This window comes from Streptomyces sp. NPDC048352 (genome assembly GCF_040651895.1).
Classification (GTDB): Bacteria; Actinomycetota; Actinomycetes; order Streptomycetales; family Streptomycetaceae; genus Streptomyces.
In genome coordinates this window covers 93,186-113,224 of record NZ_JBEZKZ010000005.1, presented here as the reverse complement: position 1 = coordinate 113,224, position 20,039 = coordinate 93,186, and the positions used below count along the sequence as shown (strand labels likewise).

The 20,039-nt window shown below is 72.5% G+C and carries 15 protein-coding genes and 1 pseudogene; 11 read left to right on the top strand and 5 right to left on the bottom strand.

What is annotated here, in order from left to right:
- Positions 1-26: 26 nt before the first annotated feature.
- Complete coding sequence (locus tag AB0D45_RS04890) at positions 27-1,025, top strand: DUF4349 domain-containing protein (RefSeq protein WP_362455304.1); 999 nt, start codon at positions 27-29, stop codon at positions 1,023-1,025.
- Positions 1,026-1,086: 61 nt separating this feature from the next.
- Positions 1,087-2,469: an FAD-dependent oxidoreductase gene (locus tag AB0D45_RS04885; protein WP_362455303.1), complete on the top strand. Its 1,383-nt coding sequence runs from the start codon at positions 1,087-1,089 to the stop codon at positions 2,467-2,469.
- A gap of 136 nt (positions 2,470-2,605) precedes the next feature.
- On the opposite strand, the gene hemE is transcribed toward AB0D45_RS04885, so the two are convergent.
- Positions 2,606-3,670 (bottom strand): uroporphyrinogen decarboxylase, encoded by a 1,065-nt coding sequence (gene hemE, locus AB0D45_RS04880; protein WP_362455302.1) that lies wholly within the window; start codon positions 3,668-3,670, stop codon positions 2,606-2,608.
- 91 nt (positions 3,671-3,761) lie between these two features.
- Between hemE and AB0D45_RS04875 the strand changes: the two genes are divergently transcribed.
- The 3 genes from AB0D45_RS04875 (at position 3,762) to AB0D45_RS04865 (ending at position 6,770) form a co-directional block, all read left to right on the top strand.
- Positions 3,762-4,418 (top strand): DUF3000 domain-containing protein, encoded by a 657-nt coding sequence (locus tag AB0D45_RS04875; protein ID WP_361603589.1) that lies wholly within the window; start codon positions 3,762-3,764, stop codon positions 4,416-4,418.
- A 278-nt stretch (positions 4,419-4,696) separates the two neighbouring features.
- Positions 4,697-5,359, top strand: a complete 663-nt coding sequence (locus tag AB0D45_RS04870) for a response regulator transcription factor (RefSeq protein WP_007267191.1) — start codon at positions 4,697-4,699, stop codon at positions 5,357-5,359.
- Between the two features lie 124 nt (positions 5,360-5,483).
- Positions 5,484-6,770 carry a ribonuclease D gene (locus AB0D45_RS04865; RefSeq protein ID WP_362455301.1) on the top strand — a complete coding sequence of 429 codons (1,287 nt, stop codon included), beginning with the start codon at positions 5,484-5,486 and terminating at the stop codon, positions 6,768-6,770.
- 55 nt (positions 6,771-6,825) lie between these two features.
- On the opposite strand, the gene AB0D45_RS04860 is transcribed toward AB0D45_RS04865, so the two are convergent.
- A complete protein-coding gene (locus tag AB0D45_RS04860) occupies positions 6,826-8,013 on the bottom strand; it encodes an alpha/beta fold hydrolase (RefSeq protein WP_362455300.1) in 1,188 nt (395 codons plus the stop codon).
- A gap of 326 nt (positions 8,014-8,339) precedes the next feature.
- Between AB0D45_RS04860 and AB0D45_RS04855 the strand changes: the two genes are divergently transcribed.
- The gene (locus AB0D45_RS04855; RefSeq protein ID WP_007267189.1) at positions 8,340-9,566 is read left to right on the top strand and encodes an acetyl-CoA C-acyltransferase; all 1,227 of its coding nucleotides are present in this window, start codon (positions 8,340-8,342) and stop codon (positions 9,564-9,566) included.
- Positions 9,563-11,692, top strand: coding sequence for a 3-hydroxyacyl-CoA dehydrogenase NAD-binding domain-containing protein (locus AB0D45_RS04850; RefSeq protein WP_362455299.1), 2,130 nt, complete (start codon positions 9,563-9,565; stop codon positions 11,690-11,692). Before AB0D45_RS04855 ends, AB0D45_RS04850 begins: the two co-directional genes overlap by 4 nt.
- A 67-nt stretch (positions 11,693-11,759) precedes the next feature.
- On the opposite strand, the gene AB0D45_RS04845 is transcribed toward AB0D45_RS04850, so the two are convergent.
- Complete coding sequence (locus AB0D45_RS04845) at positions 11,760-13,496, bottom strand: polysialyltransferase family glycosyltransferase (RefSeq protein WP_362455298.1); 1,737 nt, start codon at positions 13,494-13,496, stop codon at positions 11,760-11,762.
- On the bottom strand, positions 13,493-14,467 hold the full coding sequence (locus AB0D45_RS04840) for a glycosyltransferase family 2 protein (RefSeq protein WP_362455297.1): 975 nt from the start codon (positions 14,465-14,467) through the stop codon (positions 13,493-13,495). Before AB0D45_RS04840 ends, AB0D45_RS04845 begins: the two co-directional genes overlap by 4 nt.
- Positions 14,468-14,740: 273 nt before the next feature.
- Here AB0D45_RS04840 and AB0D45_RS04835 point away from each other — a divergent pair, with 273 nt between their 5' ends.
- From AB0D45_RS04835 to AB0D45_RS04820, 4 genes and pseudogenes are all read left to right on the top strand, one after another.
- Positions 14,741-16,018: a DUF6716 putative glycosyltransferase gene (locus tag AB0D45_RS04835; protein WP_361596282.1), complete on the top strand. Its 1,278-nt coding sequence runs from the start codon at positions 14,741-14,743 to the stop codon at positions 16,016-16,018.
- Between the two features lie 37 nt (positions 16,019-16,055).
- Positions 16,056-16,748, top strand: a pseudogene (locus tag AB0D45_RS04830) (acylneuraminate cytidylyltransferase family protein); the annotation flags it as partial.
- Between the two features lie 72 nt (positions 16,749-16,820).
- Positions 16,821-17,738, top strand: coding sequence for an N-acetylneuraminate synthase family protein (locus tag AB0D45_RS04825; protein ID WP_362455296.1), 918 nt, complete (start codon positions 16,821-16,823; stop codon positions 17,736-17,738).
- On the top strand, positions 17,735-18,832 hold the full coding sequence (locus AB0D45_RS04820; protein WP_362455295.1) for a hypothetical protein: 1,098 nt from the start codon (positions 17,735-17,737) through the stop codon (positions 18,830-18,832). The genes AB0D45_RS04825 and AB0D45_RS04820 overlap by 4 nt, the downstream gene beginning before the upstream one ends.
- Here AB0D45_RS04820 and AB0D45_RS04815 read toward each other — a convergent pair.
- Positions 18,777-19,904 carry a hypothetical protein gene (locus AB0D45_RS04815; protein ID WP_362455294.1) on the bottom strand — a complete coding sequence of 376 codons (1,128 nt, stop codon included), beginning with the start codon at positions 19,902-19,904 and terminating at the stop codon, positions 18,777-18,779. The genes AB0D45_RS04820 and AB0D45_RS04815 overlap by 56 nt on opposite strands.
- Between the last annotated feature and the right edge of the window lie 135 nt (positions 19,905-20,039).

Here is a 20,039-nt window from a genome sequence, read left to right as displayed (position 1 = left end):
CAGCCGATCCCCCGGGGGTACTGACGATGCACGCGCTCCACAGACACCGCCGCGCCGCGGCGCTGGCCGGCCTCTCCCTCGCCGGGGCCCTCGTCCTCGCGGGATGCGGGGCCGACGGCGGCCGGGCCGCCTCCGACCGGGCCGCGGTCGCGGGGCCGCGGGAAGGGGCCGCCGCCCCGGGCAAGCCGGGGGCCGGAGCGGCCGCTCCCCCGGCGTCGGGGACCGACGCCGGAGCCGGGACGCAGGCGCCGCTGCGCCCGCACGTCATCCGTACGGGGACGCTGGCCATCGAGACGGCGGAGCCGCAGAAGGCCCTGGCCGCGGCCCGCACGGCGGCCGAGGGCGCGGGCGGGTACGTCGGCAACGAGTCCACCGAGCGCGCCAAGGACGGCCGGATGACCTCGACGCTGACGCTGCGGGTGCCGGGCGAACGCTTCGACGCGGTGATCGGCGCCCTGGAGGGCAGCGGGAAGCTGCTGAACCGGAAGGTCGAGGCGCAGGACGTCACCGAGAAGGTCGCCGACGTCGACAGCCGCGTCAAGTCCCAGCAGGCCAGCGTGGCCCGGGTGCGGGAGATGATGGAGAAGGCCTCGGCGCTGAGCGACGTGGTGATGCTGGAGGGCGAGCTGAGCCGGCGCCAGTCCGACCTGGAGTCGCTGCTGGCCCAGCAGAACGCGCTGAAGGACCAGACCGCGCTGGGCACGGTCACGGTGTCCGTCTCGGAGCCCGCGGCGGCCGCGGCGGAGCGCGAGGAGGAGGAGCCGGGCCTGGGGGACGCCCTGGACGGCGGCTGGAGCCTGTTCACGACGCTCGTGCGCTACCTGGCCCTCGCGGTCGCGGCGGTGCTGCCGTTCGCGATCGCCGGCGCGCTGGTGTTCCTCGGGTTCAGGGCGTACCGCCGGCTGCGCCCGGCGAAGCCGGCGACGGGCCCGGCCCGGACCCGGGTACCGCGCCAGGCCGTCCCCGCGGATGCCCGGGGCAGGGCCGGAGCCCCGGTGGAGCCCGGAGCGGATGTCCAGGACTGACGGAGGATGCGCCCGTAGCGTGTCCCCGTAGGCGAAGGCGCGCACGGAGGCGGGGCGGACGATGGCGGTGGAACGACTGGTGGTGGTCGGCGGGGACGCGGCGGGGATGTCCGCCGCGTCACAGGCCCGGCGGCTGAAGGGCCCGGAGGAGCTGGAGATCATCGCCTTCGAGCGCGGGCACTTCACCTCGTACTCCGCGTGCGGGATCCCGTACTGGGTCGGCGGCCTGGTCGGCGAGCGGGACGACCTGATCGCCCGCACCCCCCAGGAGCACCGCGACCGGGGCATCGACCTGCGCACCCGCACGGAGGTCGTGGAGCTGGACGTGCCGGGCCGCCGGGTGCGCTCCCGCGACCTGGAGAGCGGCGCCGAGTCCTGGACGGGCTACGACAAGCTGGTCCTGGCCACCGGCGCCCGCCCGGTCCGGCCGAAGCTGCCGGGGATCGGCGCGCACGGGGTGCACGGGATCCAGACCCTGGACGACGGGCAGCGCCTGATGGGGACCCTGGAGCGGACGGAGGGCCGCCGGGCGGTCGTGGTCGGCGCGGGCTACATCGGGGTGGAGATGGCCGAGGCCCTGACCGGGCGGGGGTACGAGGTCACGGTCCTGCACCGGGGCGAGCAGCCCATGTCCACCCTGGACCCGGACATGGGCGCCCTGGTGCACAGCGCGATGAACGGCATGGGGATCCGTACGGTGGCCCGCGCCGAGGCGGTGGAGGTCCTGCACGACGGGGAGGGCCGGGCCCGCGCGGTGGTCACGGCGGACGGGCAGGAGTACCCGGCGGACGTGGTGGTGCTCGGCCTCGGCGTCGAGCCGCGTACGTCCCTGGCCCGGGCGGCCGGGCTGCCGCTGGGCGAGTCCGGGGGCCTGCTGACGGACCTGTCGATGCGGGTCCGGGGGCACGAGGACATCTGGGCGGGCGGTGACTGCGTGGAGGTGCTGGACCTGGTGGCGGGCCGGCTGCGGCACATCCCGCTGGGCACGCACGCCAACAAGCACGGCCAGGTCATTGGCTCGGGGGCGGGCGGCGGCTACGCGACCTTCCCGGGGGTCGTCGGCACGGCGGTCAGCAAGGTCTGCGACCTGGAGATCGCCCGTACCGGACTGCGCGAGAAGGACGCGCGGGAGGCGGGCCTGCGGTTCGTGACGGCCGCCGTCCGCTCGACGAACACGGCGGGCTACTACCCGGGCGCGGCGCAGATGACGGTCAAGATGCTCGCGGAGCAGCGCACGGGCCGCCTGCTCGGCGTCCAGATCGTCGGCGGGGCGGGCTCGGCGAAGCGGGTGGACATCGCGGCCGTCGCCCTGACGGCGGGCATGACGGTGGAGCAGGTCGTCTCCCTGGACCTGGGCTACGCCCCGCCGTTCTCCCCGGTGTGGGACCCGGTGCTGGTCGCCGCCCGCAAGGCCGTCTCCGCGGTGCGGGCGGCGGGGGTCTAGCGGGTCGCCTTCCCGGCGGCTCCGCCCCCGGACCCCGCGCCTCGAACGCAACGGGGTCCGGGGCGGAGCCCCGGGGAACGGTGGAAGGGCGGGTAGGGGACAGACGCCGCAGGCACCCGCCCCCGGACCTCCGGCTCTAGCGGGCCGTCTTCGTGTGGACGTAGTCCACCAGGCGGGTCAGGGCGTCCGGGTCGGTGGTCGGCAGGACGCCGTGGCCGAGGTTGAAGACGTGGCCCTCCAGGCCCGCCGCGGCGGCCAGCACCTCGTCCGCCTTGGCCTCGACGGCCTCGGGGGTGGAGAAGAGGACGGCCGGGTCCAGGTTGCCCTGGAGCGCCTTGCCGGGGCCGACCCGGCGCACGGCCTCGTCCAGCGAGACCCGGTAGTCGACGCCCATGACGTCGGCGCCGGCCTCGCCCATCAGGCCCAGCAGCTCGCCGGTGCCCACGCCGAAGTGGATGCGCGGGACCCCGTAGTGCTCGACGGCGGAGAAGACCTTCGCGGAGGCGGGCATGACCGAGCGGCGGTAGTCCGCCGGGGCCAGCGCGCCGACCCAGGAGTCGAAGAGCTGGACGGCGGAGACGCCGGCCTCGATCTGGACCTTGAGGAAGGCGGAGGTGATCTCGGCGAGGCGGTCGAGCAGCTCGGCCCACAGGCCGGGGTCCCCGTACATGAGGGCCTTGGTGTGCTCGTGGTTCTTGGACGGACCGCCCTCGACGAGGTAGCTCGCGAGGGTGAAGGGCGCGCCGGCGAAGCCGATCAACGGCGTGCCGCCCAGTTCACCCGTGAGCATGCCGATCGCCTCGGTGACGTACGTGACGTCCTCCGGGGTGAGGTCGCGCAGCTGTGCGAGGTCCTCGCGGCGGCGGATCGGCTGGGCGACGACCGGGCCGATGCCCGGCTTGATGTCCAGGTCGACGCCGATGGCCTTCAGCGGGACGACGATGTCCGAGAAGAAGATCGCCGCGTCGACGTTGTGGCGCCGTACGGGCTGCATGGTGATCTCGGTGACCAGGTCGGGGCGCATGCAGGACTCCAGCATGGCCGTGCCCTCGCGCACCTTGCGGTACTCGGGGAGTGAGCGCCCCGCCTGCCGCATGAACCACACGGGGGTGTGGGGTACCGGCTCTCGCCTGCACGCCTTCAGGAAGGCGGAATCGTACGTCTGACTCGGCGGGCCCTGGGGGCGTTCGTTGGCGCTCACGACCCGAATCTTCGCACGTATGACGAAGTGCCCGGCCCGGCGCGGGTGTCCCTGCGCCGTACGGGCGCTCGTTCCGCCTAGTCTTCCCGGCATGGCTGCGGCTCAGGGACGATTTTCAGATGGCGCCGAGGGTACGGGCGGCGCGAAGGAGAGCTCCGTCCCGCTCCCGTTCCGGCGGGCGGTCGAGGGCTTGCGCAAGGCGCGGCTGCGGCCGGGGATCGAGATCGACCCGACGAAGCCGCCCCAGCGCCTGGCGCCCCACGCCTACGCGCTGGAGGCGGCGGTCGTGGACGGCGAGGACGATCTGGCCGACGGCCGGCTCATCCTGCTCCACGACCCGGCCGGGCACGAGGCCTGGCAGGGCACCTTCCGGCTGGTGACGCTCGTACGGGCGGAGCTGGAGCCGGAGATGGCGGCCGACCCGCTCCTGCCGGAGGTGTGCTGGTCCTGGCTGACGGGGGCGCTGGAGGCGCGCGGGCTGGGGTACGGGGAGGCGAGCGGGACGGTGACCATGGCCGCCTCGCACTACTTCGGCGGGCTCGCGGAACGCCGTCCGGCCACCCAGATCGAGATCAGGGCCTCGTGGACCCCCCGGGAGGGGGCGGGCGGGGTGCCGGACACCACGGCGCACCTGGCGGCGTGGTGCGAGCTGCTGTGCCAGATCGCCGGGCTGCCGCCGGTGGGGCCGACGGACAACGCGACCGGCGTGGTGTCCCTGCCACAGCGGCGCGGTCCGCACCACCCGTAGCCCCGCCGCCGCTAGGGGCCGTCCGGCCCCCTCGCGCGCGCCCGGATCGGACGCCCGATGTCGTAACGGGGTGTCAGAACGGTGCGCGCCGGGCGGCCTTCTGATCATCGCTTGATCGATCGTGCGTCCGAATTGCCCGAATTGTTACTCACCAAATCGTGATCATTCCCTAAAGCCGGGTGGGTGACGTGCCGAAGGAGTCAGTGACCATCCGAACGGTGCGAACCGGCTTCCCTTCCCCGAGCCGGCCCGTCCCGCCACTCCCCCAGGAGGCCTAGGTGTCCGTTCTTCTCGAGCAGCCCGCAAGCCTGGTCGCCTACCGCCCGAACAAGCCGACGGCCATGGTCGTCGTGGCCGACCCGCGCGTCCGTTCCACGGTGACCCGCCATCTGTGGGCCCTCGGAGTCCGTGACGTGATCGAGGCTTCGTCCATCGCGGAGGCCCGCCCCCGCGTCGGCAGCCCGCGCGACATCTGCGTGGCCGACGTACACCTGCCCGACGGTTCCGGTCTCACCCTGCTCTCCGAGACCCGCGCCGCCGGCTGGCCGAACGGCCTGGCCCTGTCGGCCGCCGATGACATCGGCGCCGTGCGCAACGCCCTCGCGGGCGGGGTGAAGGGCTACGTCGTCACCGGAACCCGGACCAACATCGGGCTCCCCACCCGGCCCGGCGCCGCCCCCATCGGCGCCGCCGCCGCCCGCATGCACCGCCGCCCCCCGGGTGCCCCGAGCCACCCGGGCGGCTACCGAGAGCTCTCCGGCCGCGAGGTCGAGGTCCTGCGCCTCGTCGCGGAGGGCCAGTCCAACAAGGCCATCGGCGTCTCGATGGGCCTGTCCGCCCTGACCGTCAAGTCGCACCTCGCCCGGATCGCCCGCAAGCTGGGCACCGGCGACCGGGCCGGAATGGTCGCCGTCGCCCTGCGGACGGGGATCATCCACTGATCCGCCCCGCGGCTCCGGGCGACCCGCCGGGAGCCCCCGGGAACCGGCCGCCCCGCTCCCCCTCGCGCCCGTCGACGGAACGTTCCGGCGACGGGCGCGTCACATACCCGGATACCCTTGACCGGTGACCGACGCCCAAGAGACCGCAGCACACCTGCGCACCACCACCGGGGGCGGCCCCCCGGACGCCGAGGTTCCGTCCGATGGGCAGCCGACGCCGATTCCCTTGCTCGAGCCCCGTGAGGGCATTCCGCCCGTCGTCGCCGACGCCGAGGCCCTCGCCCGGGTCGTCGCGGCCTTCGCCGCCGGCACCGGGCCCGTGGCCGTGGACGCCGAGCGCGCCTCCGGCTACCGCTACGGGCAGCGCGCCTACCTCGTGCAGCTGCGCCGCGAGGGTGCGGGCTCCGCGCTGATCGACCCGGTCGGCTGCCCCGACCTGTCCGCGCTGGGCGAAGCCCTCTCCGGGACCGAGTGGATCCTGCACGCCGCCACCCAGGACCTGCCGTGCCTGCGGGACATAGGCATGGTGCCGACCTCGCTGTTCGACACCGAGCTGGCCGGCCGCCTGGCGGGCTTCCCCCGCGTCGGCCTCGGCGCCATGGTCGAGAGCGTGCTCGGCTACGCCCTGGAGAAGGGGCACTCCGCCGTCGACTGGTCGACCCGCCCGCTTCCCGAGCCGTGGCTGCGCTACGCCGCGCTCGACGTGGAGCTGCTGGTGGACCTGCGGGACGCGCTGGAGAAGGAGCTGGACCGGCAGGGCAAGCTGGAGTGGGCCCGCCAGGAGTTCGACGCCATCGCCTCGGCCCCGCCCGCCCCGCCCCGCAAGGACCCCTGGCGCCGCACCTCCGGCATGCACAAGGTGCGCCGCCGCCGCCAGATGGCCGTCGTCCGGGAGCTGTGGGAGTCCCGCGACCGCATCGCGCAGCGCCGGGACGTCTCCCCCGGCAAGGTGCTGGGCGACGCGGCGATCGTCGAGGCGGCCCTGGCCCTGCCTTCGAACGTGCACGCCCTGTCGGCGCTTCCCGGGTACGGGCAGCGGATGGGCCGGCGCCAGCTGGACCAGTGGATGGCCGCCGTGGACCGGGCGAAGGCCCTGCCCGAGAGCGAGCTGCCGCAGCCGGGTGCGTCCCCGGCGGGCCCGCCGCCGCCGCGTTCCTGGGCGGACAAGGACCCGGCCGCCGCGGCGCGGCTGTCGGCGGCCCGTGCGGCCGTGTCGGCGCTGGCCGAGCAGCTGAACCTGCCGCAGGAGAACCTGATCACCCCGGACACGGTGCGCCGGCTGTGCTGGGAGCCCCCGCAGCGGCTGGGGCCGGACACGGTCGCCCAGGCCCTCGCGGACCACGGCGCCCGCCCCTGGCAGATCGAGCAGGTCACGCCCGTGCTGGTGACCGCTCTGGCGGCGACCGCCTGATCCCGCTCCACCCCGCGCAGGCCCCCGGCTCCCCGAGCCGGGGGCCTGCGTCGTTTCACGGCGCGGTGGTGATGTTGCCGTCCTTGTCCATGAGGAAGCTGCCCTGGGTGTGCCCGTCGATGGCGGTGTGTTTGAGCCATTCGCGGGACAGGTGGTGCACGTGCTTGGACATCCGCTCCCACGGGATCTGATGACCGGAGCAGGCCAGCTTGAACATCAGCTTCTTCGGGCCGGGGATGGTCTTGTAGAGCTCGGTGACGGAGAGGAAGGGCACGGTTCCCGGCGGACTGTTGACCGTCTTGTCACGCTCCCCGTACGCGATGAGCACGGGCACCTTGTCACCGAGCACTCCCTGGAGCTTGGCCCCGGTCTTGTTCCAGCCCCACCAGAAGGGGTTCCGGTAGCGGAGCACCCCCTGCGGCGCCCCGGACGCGGTCGGCGGACCCCAGGTGCGCCCCAGCGTGTCGCTTTCCATGATCGCGGCCCACACCTTGTCCTCGATGTCGTCGTCGCGCTGTCCGGGACAGCCCAGCTCCTTCGCCCAGGCGTCCGCGAAGCCCTTCCTGCTGAGGAGGTTCATCGGGAAGCCCCACGTGCCGGGCGGGGTGGACAGCGGAAGCGGGAGCGGCGGGTCCCAATCGGTGCCGCTCTCGGCGGCCGGGCCGTCCGGCGGGAAGACCGGCGCCAGGAGGAACAGGCTCGATACGTTCTCCGAGTACTGGATGGAGTAGGGGCCGAACACCTGTGCCGCGGCGGACCAGCCCATGAGGGCGACCTTCTTCAGGTTGTGCCGCTTCTTGATGAACTCCACGACGGTGTGCACCTCGGACACGTCGCTGCGGGTGTCCCCGAGCTGCCGCGGGTCCACCACCGGGTCGGGCCCCGGGCCCGGCAGCGGGTGGCCGTTGTGGACGATGCCCTGCTGCTTGGGGTTGGCGTTGCGGGGCTCGTCCATCACCGGGGGCCGGTACGAGCGTCCGTGACCCTGGAGGTCCATGGCGAAGACGTCGTAGCCCGCCTCTGCCAGGAACATCATCCAGTTGTACTTTCCGGTGCCGAAGTCCGCGCCCGGCAGCACCGGGACGCTGCGGCCGTGCAACATCAGCACCGCGGTCCGCTCCGCGGGGTTCTTCGTGCCGTCGCGCTCGCGCACGAAGAGGTTGATGGTCTCCCCTTTGGTGACGGGGAGCTGGGAGACATGGGGTACGGGGTGGTCGGTGGTGATGATGGGCGCGGCCGGCATGGGGGGGTCCCTTTCGGTCCGTTCGGCCCCGGCCGGGATGCCGGGACGCCGAGACCGGGCCAGGATCCGCAGGCGCGGGCGCCCGGGGCCCTCGACGCACCCGCCCGGACCGGTGTCCGACCCGTTCGGGTAGCCCGGGGCGCTCCGATCGGACGGGCGCGCGGAAGGGGCGCGCGGGTTCGGGAGTGTGACCTTCGCCGCTGTTCGGGGAGGGGGTGTGCACGCCGGTTACCGGCAAGTAGCATGGCCGGGTGAGCGGGCGCTCAGCCAGTCGGCCGGGCCGCCCCCGCGCAGCAGCGCCATCCCGTACCTGGAGGAGAGCCAACGTGCCTCGTACCGTCAGGGACGTCGTCTTCGTCGACGGCGTCCGCACCCCGTTCGGCAAGGCGGGCCCGAAGGGCATCTACCACGAGACCCGCGCCGACGACCTCGTCGTGAAGGCGATCCGGGAGCTGCTGCGCCGCAACCCGGACCTCGACCCCAAGAAGATCGACGAGGTCGCCATCGCGGCGACCACCCAGATCGGCGACCAGGGCCTGACGCTGGGCCGCACCGCCGGCATCCTCGCGGGCCTGCCGCAGTCCGTCCCGGGCTACTCCATCGACCGCATGTGCGCCGGCGCGCTGACCGCCGTGACCGCCGTCGCGGGCGGTGTGGCCTTCGGTGCGTACGACGTCGCCCTCGCCGGCGGTGTCGAGCACATGGGCCGCCACCCCATGGGCGAGGGCGTCGACCCGAACCCGCGCTTCGTCTCCGAGAAGCTGGTCGACGAGTCCGCCCTGTTCATGGGCATGACCGCCGAGAACCTGCACGACCGGTACCCGACGATCACCAAGCTCCGCGCCGACGAGTACGCCGTGCGCTCGCAGGAGAAGGCCGCCAAGGCGTACGCCGACGGCAAGATCCAGCAGGACCTGGTCCCGATCTCGGTGCGCAACACCAACGAGGCCGCGGGCGAGACCGGCTGGGGCCTGGTCACCTCCGACGAGCCGATGCGCCCGGGCACCACGCTGGAGAACCTGGCCGGCCTGAAGACCCCGTTCCGCACGCACGGCCGGGTCACCGCGGGCAACGCCGCCGGTCTCAACGACGGTGCCACCGCCGCGATCATCGCGTCCGAGGACTTCGCCCGCGAGAACAACCTCCCGGTCAAGATGCGCCTCGTCTCCTACTCCTTCGCGGGTGTCGAGCCGGAGGTCATGGGCTACGGCCCGATCCCGGCCACCGAGAAGGCCCTCGCGCAGGCCGGTCTGACGATCGACGACATCGGCCTGTTCGAGATCAACGAGGCCTTCGCCGTGCAGGTGCTGGCCTTCCTGGAGCACTACGGCATCGCCGACGACGACGCCCGCGTCAACCAGTACGGCGGCGCCATCGCCTTCGGCCACCCGCTGGCCTCCTCCGGCGTCCGCCTGATGACGCAGCTGGCCCGCCAGTTCGAGGAGCAGCCGCACGTCCGCTACGGCCTGACCACCATGTGCGTCGGCTTCGGCATGGGCGCCACGGTCATCTGGGAGAACCCGAACTTCAACGCCGAGGGAGACTCCAAGTGAGCACCACCGCTGAGCTCCTGAAGGGCGCGGCCGAGCTGTTCCCGGACGAGGTCGTCACGTCCGCGCACGTCCGCCACCTGGACCTGCCGTTCGGCGCCGGGCGCTTCGCGCTCATCACGCTGGACAACGGCTTCGACCACACCAAGCCGACCACCTTCGGCCCGCAGTCCCTCGCCAACCTCAACGCGGCGATCGACCAGGTCGAGCAGGAGGCCCTCGCGGGCTCCATCGTCGGCGCGGGCGTCACCGGCAAGCCGTTCATCTTCGCGGTCGGCGCCGACCTCAAGGGCGTCGAGCTGCTGAAGAAGCACGACGAGGCGCTCGCCATCGGCAAGGGCGGCCACGACGTCTTCAAGCGCCTGTCCGCGCTGGCCGTCCCGACCTTCGCCTACTACAACGGCGCGGCGATGGGCGGCGGTGTCGAGGTCGGCCTGCACTGCTCCTACCGCACCGTCTCGAAGGCCATCCCGGCCTTCTCGCTGCCCGAGGTCTTCCTCGGCCTGGTTCCGGGCTGGGGCGGCTGCGCCATCCTCCCGAACCTGATCGGCGCGGAGCGCGCGGTCTCGGTCATCATCGAGAACTCGCTCAACCAGAACCGCCAGCTGAAGGGCAAGCAGGTCTTCGAGCTCGGCATCGCCGACGCGATCTTCGAGGGCGCGGACTTCCTGGAGCAGTCCCTCATCTGGACCGCGAAGGTCCTGAAGGGCGAGACCGAGGTCGTGCGCGCCGAGGTCGACCGCGGCGAGGCCTGGGACGCGGCCGTCGCCAAGGGCCGCTTCATCGCGGACTCCAAGGTGCACGGCGCCGCTCCGGCCGCCTACCGCGCGCTGGACATCATCGCCGCGGCCAAGGACGGCGACCTCCAGGCCGGTTTCGACGCCGAGGACCAGGCCCTCGCGGACCTGATCATGGGCGGCGAGCTGCGCTCGGGCATCTACGCCTTCAACCTGGTCCAGAAGCGCGGCAAGCGCCCGGCCGGCGCCCCGGACAAGTCGCTGGCGCGTCCGGTCACCAAGGTCGGCGTCGTCGGCGCGGGCCTGATGGCCTCGCAGCTGGCTCTGCTGTTCCTGCGCCGCCTGGAGGTGCCGGTGGTCCTCACCGACATCGACCAGGAGCGCGTGGACAAGGGCGTGGGCTACGTCCACGCCGAGATCCAGAAGCTGCTGGGCAAGGGCCGCATCAACCAGGACAAGGCCAACCGCCTGACCGCCCTGGTGACCGGCGTCCTGGACAAGGCCGAGGGCTTCGCGGACGCGGACTTCATCATCGAGGCCGTGTTCGAGGAGATGTCCGTCAAGCAGAAGGTGTTCGCGGAGGTCGAGGCGGTCGCCCCGGCGCACGCGATCCTCGCCACCAACACCTCCTCGCTGTCGGTGTCGGAGATGGCCTCCAAGCTCCGGCACCCGGAGCGCGTGGTCGGCTTCCACTTCTTCAACCCGGTCGCGATCCTCCCGCTGCTGGAGATCGTCCGCGGTGAGCAGACCGACGAGGCCTCGCTCGCCACGGCCTTCGGTGTCGCCAAGAAGCTGAAGAAGACCGCGGTCCTCACCAAGGACGCCCCGGCGTTCGTCGTGAACCGCATCCTGACCCGCTTCATGGGCGAGATCCAGAACGTCATCGACGAGGGCACCCCGGTGGCCACGGCGGAGAAGGCCATCGAGCCGCTCGGCCTGCCGATGTCGCCGCTGGTGCTGCTGGAGCTCGTGGGTCCGGCGATCGGCCTGCACGTCTCCGAGACGCTGAACCGTTCCTTCCCGGAGCGCTTCACCGTCTCCCCGAACCTGGCCGCGGTCGTCAAGGCCGGCAAGCGCGGCTTCTACGTCTACGACTCCGGCAAGCCGGAGCTGGACCCCGAGGTCGCCGCCCTCCTGGTGCAGGGCGACTCCGTCCTGACGGAGGAGCAGGTCCGCGACCGCGTCCTGGACGCGGTGGCGCAGGAGATCGGCCTGATGCTGGAGGAGGGTGTCGTGGCCGAGGCCCAGGACATCGACCTCTGCCTCATCACCGGTGCGGGCTGGCCCTTCCACCTGGGCGGCATCACCCCGTACCTGGACCGTGAGGGCGTCTCCGAGCGGGTGAACGGCAAGAAGTTCCTCGCGCAGGGTGTCGCCAGCGTCCCGGCGTAACACCTCAGGCAGTACGCAGAACGGCCCGTCCGCACCCGTGCGGACGGGCCGTTCCCGTTCCCCCCGGCTACCTGCGGCCCAGCCGGCCGGACTTGACCAGGCGCTGGGCGGCCGGCGAGTCCGGGTTGATGCTCAGCGCCCGCCGCGCGGCCTGGCGGCGCAGGTCGTCGCCGGCCTTGCCCAGTTTCGCGGCGGTCTCCGCGATCCGCAGCCACACCAGGGCCCGCCCGCTGTCCGCGGAGATCTCGAAGGCCCGCTTGATGCGCCGCTTGGCCTGGTCGGCCTCCTTGCGGCGGATGTGCGCCTGGGCCATGCCGAGGAGCAGGTCGAGGTTCTCGTGCTCGGCGAGCAGCCGCGCGCCCACCTCCAGGACGCCCCGGTCGTCCTTGGCCTCGACGAGCGAGGCGAAGCCGCTGAGGGTGATGTCGGTGAAGGGCGCGTCGTCCGCGGCGCGTTCCCTGGCGGCGAGGAACGTCCAGCCCCCGCCGCGGCGCCACTTCCAGGTGCGCGGGCCCGGCAGGTCGAGGCGGGTCCGGGTGCGCTCGTTGAAGTGCATGGACAGCTCGGGCCGGCCCTCCCACTGGTCGACGGCGGCGGCCACGTACTCCTCGGCCACCGGACGCAGGAACGCGTACCGCTTGGGCTGCATGCAGTAGCCGACGGCCTGGACGTACGGGGTGACCTCGCCCCGGACGTGCCCGACGTCCAGCACCCGGTCGGCCGGGGCGCCGGTGGGCGCCTCCAGGTCGGGCAGCAGGGCGTGGGTGAGGGTGGCGGGGATGCGGTTGCTGTTGGCGTACGGCCGCATCCGCCGGATGACCTCCAGGGCACCGATCTGGGCGACGGGGATCCCGTACAGGGCGCGGGCGGTGAACAGGCCGGTGGAGAAGCAGCCGATCACGCGGTGGGGGCGCAGGTACGCGAAGACGGTCTCGGCGAGGACGGGGACGTCGAGCACGAGGAAGGCGACCCCGGCCTCGCGGGCCGCCTCACCGAGGGCGTCGGCGAGGGTGGAGGGCGCGCTGGGGTGGGGTTTGAAGACGACGGAGGTGTGTCCGAGCCGCAGCGCGCTGCGGAACATGCGCAGGTGCAGCTCCTCCTCTTCCTCCTCGGTGAGGATGCCGAGGGGGGAGAGGTACTGGCCCAGCAGGACGGCGGCGTCCGGCCCGGTCCGGGCGAGCTGCGCCGGGATCACCCGGTCGAGGATCGGGCGGCACGCGTGGGTGACCTCCGCCATCAACTTGAGGACGGCGGCGGTGTGGACGGGCTGCGAGGGGATCCCGTACTCGGTGAGCAGCATCGGCAGCAGGGTGGGGACCAGGTCGAGGTAGAGGACCCGGTCGATCCGGCCGTGGATGCTGCGGGGCAGGTCGTTGCGGGTGGGGCCGTAGCTCATGAGGCCGTCGGCGTACACGGCGAGCGTGGCGTCCGAGAAGATCTTGCAGAGCGTCTGGGCGGGCTTGACCTGGATCGACTCGACGACGAGTTCCAGGGGGCCCGGCCGGATGCCGATCTTCTCCGCCATGACGGTGCGCCACAGGGGGGCGTCCTCGTCGCGGGGGGACCACAGCGCGGGGTGGAACGGGTAGATGAGGTCGTTCCAGTAGACGACGCGGTGGAAGCGCGCGAGGACGGGGGCGGCGCCGGGCATGTGGTGCAGCGGCGTCGCGACCTCGGGGATGTCGACGTTGTTGCACACGAGCAGGATCCGCTCGCGGTCGTCGTGGCCGAGCTGGCCGGCGTCGATGGCGGCGGCCACCGTCATGGCGCCGTAGAGGGTGGAGGCGGCGAATATCCGGGTCATCGGGCGGCGGCGCCCGGGTGCCGGGACATCAGTGCTCTGAGCTTCTTCACGCGTGGGGAGTCCATTCCTTCCAGGGTCCCTTCCAGGACGTCCTGGGGGAGGTCGAAGAGGATCTGCGCGCTCCGTTCCAGCAGCAGACCCCGGGTGAGTTCCTCGTACGACTCGGCGCGGTCCATGTGAATGACGATGAGCGCGCAGAGAGTTCGCATCGCCTTGAAGGAGAGTTCATATCCGCGCGGGTGTCCGGCGAGCTCCTCGAAAATGAGGCGGAAGGCCGGAAGGAAGTCCAGCTGCCGCTCGTCGGGGACCTTGGTGAGGGAAGTGGCCACATCGCGGCGGTAGAAGATGCCGTGGAGGTCGACGACTCCGAAGGACCGGGTCCGCAGGTGCAGCTTGTAGAACCAGGGCCGGTCCTCGGCGGTGCGCAGGCTCTCGTCGAAGAAGAGCGCGCCGGCCTCCAGGAGCCGTTCGCGGTCGTAGATGCCGGCCCAGGACTGCGGGTAGTCCATGAAGGTGGAGGCGTCGACGGGCCCGATGTAGTCCGCGGGATTCAGCGGGAGGGCCCTCGGGGCGAGCGGCGCCGTCACGATCTTGCGTTTCCTGCCGTACACGCGGACGTGTCCGGTGCGCAGGAAATCGACGCCCGACTGACTCATCCAGCCGACCAGCTGCGCCAGATATCCGGGGGCGTACCAGTCGTCGCCGTCGAGGAAGGTGAAGAAGCGTCCGCGGGCCGCGGACAGGCCTATGTTGCGCGTGGCCGAAATTCCCAGGTTGCGCTCGTTGCGGATCAACACGGCGCCGGGTATCGAGGGAACCATCTCCGCCAGGATTTCTGACGTCCCGTCGACGGACCCGTCGTCCACGACGATGAACTCGAAATCCTCCCGGGCGTTGAGCGCCAAGGACTTGAGCGCCGTCCGACAGAACTCCCGGACGTCACACATCGCGACGATTACCGAAAGGGTCACCACCGGAAGCACTCACCTTCTCCCCATTGCCCACACATCCGCCGAAGCCGTGCGGACGGACCGGACATCATGATAGGAGTGCGCGGAGAGGCTCCAGGATCCCCCGGGTGTGACGTACAACTCCCTTGGCCGTCGAAGCCTTTTCGTGACACATAAGGCTCAGGTGAGCATGTAGGGTCTATCGGGCCCGGCGACGATCCCGCCCCTGCCCGCGGCCCGCCGCGGGTACGCCGACGGCAGTTGGGCTCCGCCGACCGACCCGGGAATCACCAAGTGCGCATCCACGTGCTCGCCGACTCCGACACCCGCTGGAAATGGGGCGCGGGGCTGGCGGTGGGCCTGGCACCGGGCAGCGAGGTGCACGCCCACATGCTGCGCGGCCGCAGCACCCCGACGGCGCGCCAGCTGGCGGAGGTCGGCATCACCCCCGCCTCGATCACCGAGGCCACGCTCGCCGCTTTCGCGGCGGCGCCGGAACTCGACGGAGCGGACCTGATCATCCTGGGCACGGTCGGCGGCGCCACCCACGCGGCCCTGCACGCGCTCGCCCACCGGTTCGCCGGGGCGCCCCGGCGGCCGATCCTGATGACCGGTTACGTCGGCGTCGTCTACGAGAAGATGGCCGACGGGCTGCTGCTGCGGGCGGGCGCCGACATCGTCCTCGCCAACAGTCCTTTCGACCGGCGCCGGTTCACCGAGGTGTACGAGCCCCTCGGAATTCCCGTTTCCTGCATCGTGCAGACGGCGCTCCCCTTTCTCGACCAGCGGCCTTACGACCCTAACCGGACCCACGCCGCCCACCCCTATACGGTGTGTTTCGCGGTCCAGCCCTCGGTGCCCGCCGACCGCAGCGGCCGCCTTTACATGCTGCGCCGCGCGATATCCCACGCGAGGCTCCGCCCGGGACGTGACGTACTCGTCAAACTCCGCAGCAAGCCGGGTGAGGCGACCACCCATGTGGAGGCCTACCACTACCAGGTGCTCGCGGAACAGCTGGAAGAACCGCTGCCGCCCAATCTGCATTTCGTGTACGGCAACATGTCGGACACCCTCGACCGTACCGACCTGCTGGTCACGGTCAGTTCCACGGCCGCGCTCGAATCGATGCACCGCGGAATGCCGACCGCCATCCTCAGCGATCTCGGCGTACGGGAGATCCACGGCAACCACTATTTCACCGGTTCCGGCTGCGTCACCGACTGGACCGCGATAGACGAGGGCGCCGCCCCGATCGCGGACGAATCCTGGACGGCCGACCAGGGAATCCGCGCGGTGGACCCGTACGGGGAACTGCGCCGTCGGATCGACGGGTTGCGCGGGCTTCCGCTGCCCCCGATATCCCCCTATTACACGGCCGCGAGCGCCCCCGAGTACGTCGGTACGCTGCTGCGCCGGCGGGGGCTGAACCCGGACGGCTCCCCCGGCGCGGGCGCCGTCGCCGGGCGGGCCGGCGGCCCGATGCGGCGCACCTCGCGCCGCGTGCTGAAGGTCGCCTACCAGTTCGGGGTCCAGCGCGTGGCCCCGAAGATCCAGCAGTGGGGCGGCGTGTGACCGCCCCCGTCATCCCGGCACCCCAGGGGAGAGCCTCGTGAACGTCACCGCCGTCATACCCGCCCGGGGCGGCTCCAAGGGCATCCCGGGCAAGAACACCGCCGAGGTCGGCGGGGTCCCCCTCGTCGCCCGGGCGGTCCTGGCCTGCCGCGGCGCCGCCCACGTGACCCGGGTCGTGGTCTCCACCGACGACGCGGCGATCGCCCGCGCCGCCCGCGCGGCCGGCGCCGAGGTCGTCGACCGTCCCGCGGAGCTGGGCTCGGACCGGGCCTCCAGCGAGTCCGCGCTGCTGCACGCGCTGGACACCCTGGAGGAACGGCACGGAGAGGCGGTGGACGTCCTCGTCTTCGTCCAGTGCACGAGCCCCTTCACCACCCCGCGCGAGGTCGACGAGACCGTGCTGTCCGTCGTCCGCGACGGCGCCGACTCAGCGTTCACCGCCGTGCCCTTCCACGGCTTCCTGTGGGCCACCGAGCCCGCGGACGCCGGGCCCGGACACCGGGCGCACGGGGTGAACCACGACAGCGCGGTGCGGCTGCGCCGCCAGGACCGCACCCCCGAGTACCTGGAGTCGGGGGCCGTGTACGCCATGCGCGCCGACGGCTTCCGCCGGCACGGACACCGCTTCTTCGGCCGGACCCAGCTCGTCCCCACGGCCCCGGAGCGGGCCATCGAGATCGACGAACCGGGCGACCTCGACCGGGCCCGGGCCCTGGCCCCGCTCCTCGACCCGCAGCAGACCCCGGCGGCCCCCTCGTCGCCGAACCCCTCGCAGTACACCGGAAAGGAACTCTGAACAGTGGTGCACAGCAACCGAATCCGCCGCATCGGGAACAAGGAGGTCGGCCCCGGCCGGCCGACCTATGTGATCGGCGAGATCGGCATCAACCACAACGGCGACCTCGAGAAGGCCCTCGCGCTCGTCGACGCGGCCGCCGACGCGGGCTGTGACGCGGTGAAGTTCCAGAAGCGCACCCCCGAGATATGCACCCCGCGCGACCAGTGGGACATCGAGCGGGACACCCCCTGGGGCCGGATGACGTACATCGACTACCGCCACCGCGTCGAGTTCGGCGAGGACGAGTACCGGGCCATCGGCGAGCACTGCGCCGAGCGCGGCATCGACTGGTTCGCCTCCCCCTGGGACACCGAGGCCGTGACCTTCCTGGAGAAGTTCGACGTCCCGGCCCACAAGGTCGCCTCCGCCTCCCTGACCGACGACGAGCTGCTGCTCGCCCTGCGCGCCACCGGCAAGACGGTCATCCTGTCCACCGGTATGTCCACCCCGCAGCAGATCCGGCACGCCGTGGAGGTGCTGGGCAGCGCGAACGTCGTCCTGCTGCACGCCACCTCGACCTACCCGGCGAAGGCCGAGGAGCTCAACCTGCGCGTGATCAACACGCTCCAGGAGGAGTACCCGAACGTCCCGATCGGCTACTCCGGCCACGAGACGGGCCTGCAGACCACCGTCGCCGCCGTCGCCCTCGGCGCCTGCGCCGTGGAGCGGCACATCACCCTGGACCGGGCCATGTGGGGCTCCGACCAGGCCGCCTCCGTCGAACCGGGCGGCCTGGCCCGCCTGGTCCGCGACATCCGCACCATCGAGACCGCCCTCGGCGACGGCGTCAAGCGCGTCTACGCCTCCGAACTCGGTCCGATGAAGAAGCTCCGCCGGGTCCAGGGCACCCTCGCCGCCGAGGGCGTGACGGCCTCGGCATGAGCGACACCCTCGCCCTGGTGGAGAGCCCGGCTCAACTACTGAACGTCCTGGAGTGGGCGTACGTCCACCCGGGCGAGGCAGCGTCCCTCACCATCGCCGTGCTCCAGCCGGTGGACCCGCGTTCGCGCGCGCAGGTCCGCCGGCTGTGCCGGTTCGCCTCCCAGTCCAAGCTGGTCTGGCGGCGCTACGAGGTCCGCGCCGGCTACCTGGGGCGGGCCGGGGAGCTCGTCCGCCTCGGCCGCGCGGTCGCGTCCGCCCGGCGCCTGGTGATCGGGGACCTGTTCTCCCGCACGATCCAGCTGCTGCTGCCCCGTTCCAAGGCCCGCGAGGTGGTCGTCGTGGACGACGGGACCGCCACCACGGAGCTGGTCAGCCTGCTGACGTACGGCCGGCAGCTGACGCGCTGGCACCAGGGCGAGCTGAAGCCGTCCGCCAAGGGCGGCGGGCCGGTGAACCGCTGGCTGGCCCGGGAGGACCTGGAGCGCACCACCTTCTTCACGTGCATGCCGGTGGCCGCGCCGCCGGGCACCGAGGTCCGCCCCAACGACTACGCCTGGAGCCGGGCGACCTTCGGCCCCGTGCGCGTGCGGTCCGGCGCCGACCTCGCGGGCAGCTCCCTCGTGGAGACCGGGGTCATCGACGAGGACCGCTACGTCGACGCGGTCGGCTGGATCGCCCGCAGCCGGGCGGCCGGGCGCTACCTGGCGCACCGCAGGGAGAGCCGGCCCAAGCTGGAGCGGATCGCCGGGCTCACCGGCATGGAGATCGTCCACCCCGACCTGCCGCTCGAACTGACCGCGCTGACCGAGCCCATCGGCGAGTCCGTGCTGACCTTCGCGTCCACCGTCGCCTACACCCTGCCCATCGTGCTGGGCGGCTCGCCCGTGCGGGTGGAGCTGTGCGAGATCGACGACGCCTGGATCACCCCCGACACCGCCGAGCGGTCGGTGGACTTCCTGCGCCGGATATCGGCGCTGGCGGTGGACCGCCACCAGCTGTCCAGGATCCCGCCGCAGGCGCGGCGCCGCCCCGACCCCGTCAGAAGCGCTGCCAGCGGCCCAGTGACAGGCCCGAGCTGTCCTTCTGCCGGTTGACCAGCAGTTCGCCCCGGGCGCTGATACAGGCGATGACGAGCAGGCCCCGGGCGTCCACGGCCAGCGCCGGGGAGTCCAGGCACTCCTCGCCGATCTCGGTCCACCAGAGCCCGGCCGCCTCGTGTTCCGTGGGGTACGCCGCCAGGGCGGTACGGCCGTTGACGGCCCGGTGGGCCAGCACCGTGCAGTCGTAGCCGTCGACCAGCGCGCGGACGGCCGCCACCGCTCCGAGCGCCGGCCCGCCGCCCAGTGCCAGGACCCCTGCGCCCGCGCGGCAGGCGAACACCCCGCTGCCGTCGGCCGCGTGCCAGAAGTGGGTGACGCGGCCCGGCGCCGTCTCCAGCGTGCGCGCCGAACCGTCCTGGGCGAGGTACGGGACGTCCTCGCCCCGCTGCAGGGGGCCTCCGGGTGCGCTCTGGGCCCACAGGGAGAGCCCCTTCTCCCCGGGCGCGGCCAGCCAGACCCGGCCCCCGGCGGTCGAATCGGCGCCGGCCCCCTCGAAGGTCTTGCTGCCCCGCAGGTCCTCCCACGCCGACCAGGTGCCCTTCCGGTCCTGGCGTTTGACGTGGACCCCGCGCCCGGCGTTGCGGACGAAGACGTGGGGGGCGCCGTGGGCGTCCACCGCCACCGCGGGCGGGCCGCCGCGGTGCTCCATCCCGGGCCGCTGGTAGAGGGTGCCGAGGGATTGCCACGGGCCCACGGGGCGGCCGCTCTGGTACTGGACCGCGTGGTGGTAGGTGACGCTCTCGCCGTCCTCGGTCCGGGTGCGGCGCCGGCCGGCGAAGTGGGCGTAGCCGTCCGGGCCCTGGCCCACGGCGAGGTCGGTGAGCCCGTCGGCGGGGAAGAGGTCGGGGCCGCTCCACCCGGGGCCGCCGGGGGCGCGTTCGGTCCAGCGCAGCAGGCCGGCCTCGGCGCGCGCGTAGGCGGTGAGCCGCCCGTCCTTGCCGGCGAGGACCCAACGCCCCGTCAGGGGGCCGAGTGCCACGGTGTTCCAGTCGCGTACGGGGGCCTGACCCGGTCCGGAGGCGTCGCCGAGGGGCTTGGCCGGGCTGCGTCGGGATCGCGTCGCCATGAACCGCAAGCAACCCTTCCGCTTCACCATTCGAACAGAATCAGGATACCCCGGGGCTCCGGGGCGGGTCCCTGCGTCTATGTTGTAGCCCGCGAGATCACCGCGAGATCCCCACCGGATCTCCCCCCACCCGTT

Bases quoted from the DNA above. Each gene is read 5' to 3' on its own strand.
- AB0D45_RS04890 (WP_362455304.1), top strand. From the start codon at position 27: ATGCACGCGCTCCACAGACACCGCCGCGCCGCGGCGCTGGCCGGCCTC.
- AB0D45_RS04885 (WP_362455303.1), top strand. From the start codon at position 1,087: ATGGCGGTGGAACGACTGGTGGTGGTCGGCGGGGACGCGGCGGGGATG.
- AB0D45_RS04875 (WP_361603589.1), top strand. From the start codon at position 3,762: ATGGCTGCGGCTCAGGGACGATTTTCAGATGGCGCCGAGGGTACGGGC.
- AB0D45_RS04860 (WP_362455300.1), bottom strand. From the start codon at position 8,013: ATGCCGGCCGCGCCCATCATCACCACCGACCACCCCGTACCCCATGTC.
- AB0D45_RS04845 (WP_362455298.1), bottom strand. From the start codon at position 13,496: ATGACCCGGATATTCGCCGCCTCCACCCTCTACGGCGCCATGACGGTG.
- AB0D45_RS04820 (WP_362455295.1), top strand. From the start codon at position 17,735: ATGAGCGACACCCTCGCCCTGGTGGAGAGCCCGGCTCAACTACTGAAC.
- AB0D45_RS04815 (WP_362455294.1), bottom strand. From the start codon at position 19,904: ATGGCGACGCGATCCCGACGCAGCCCGGCCAAGCCCCTCGGCGACGCC.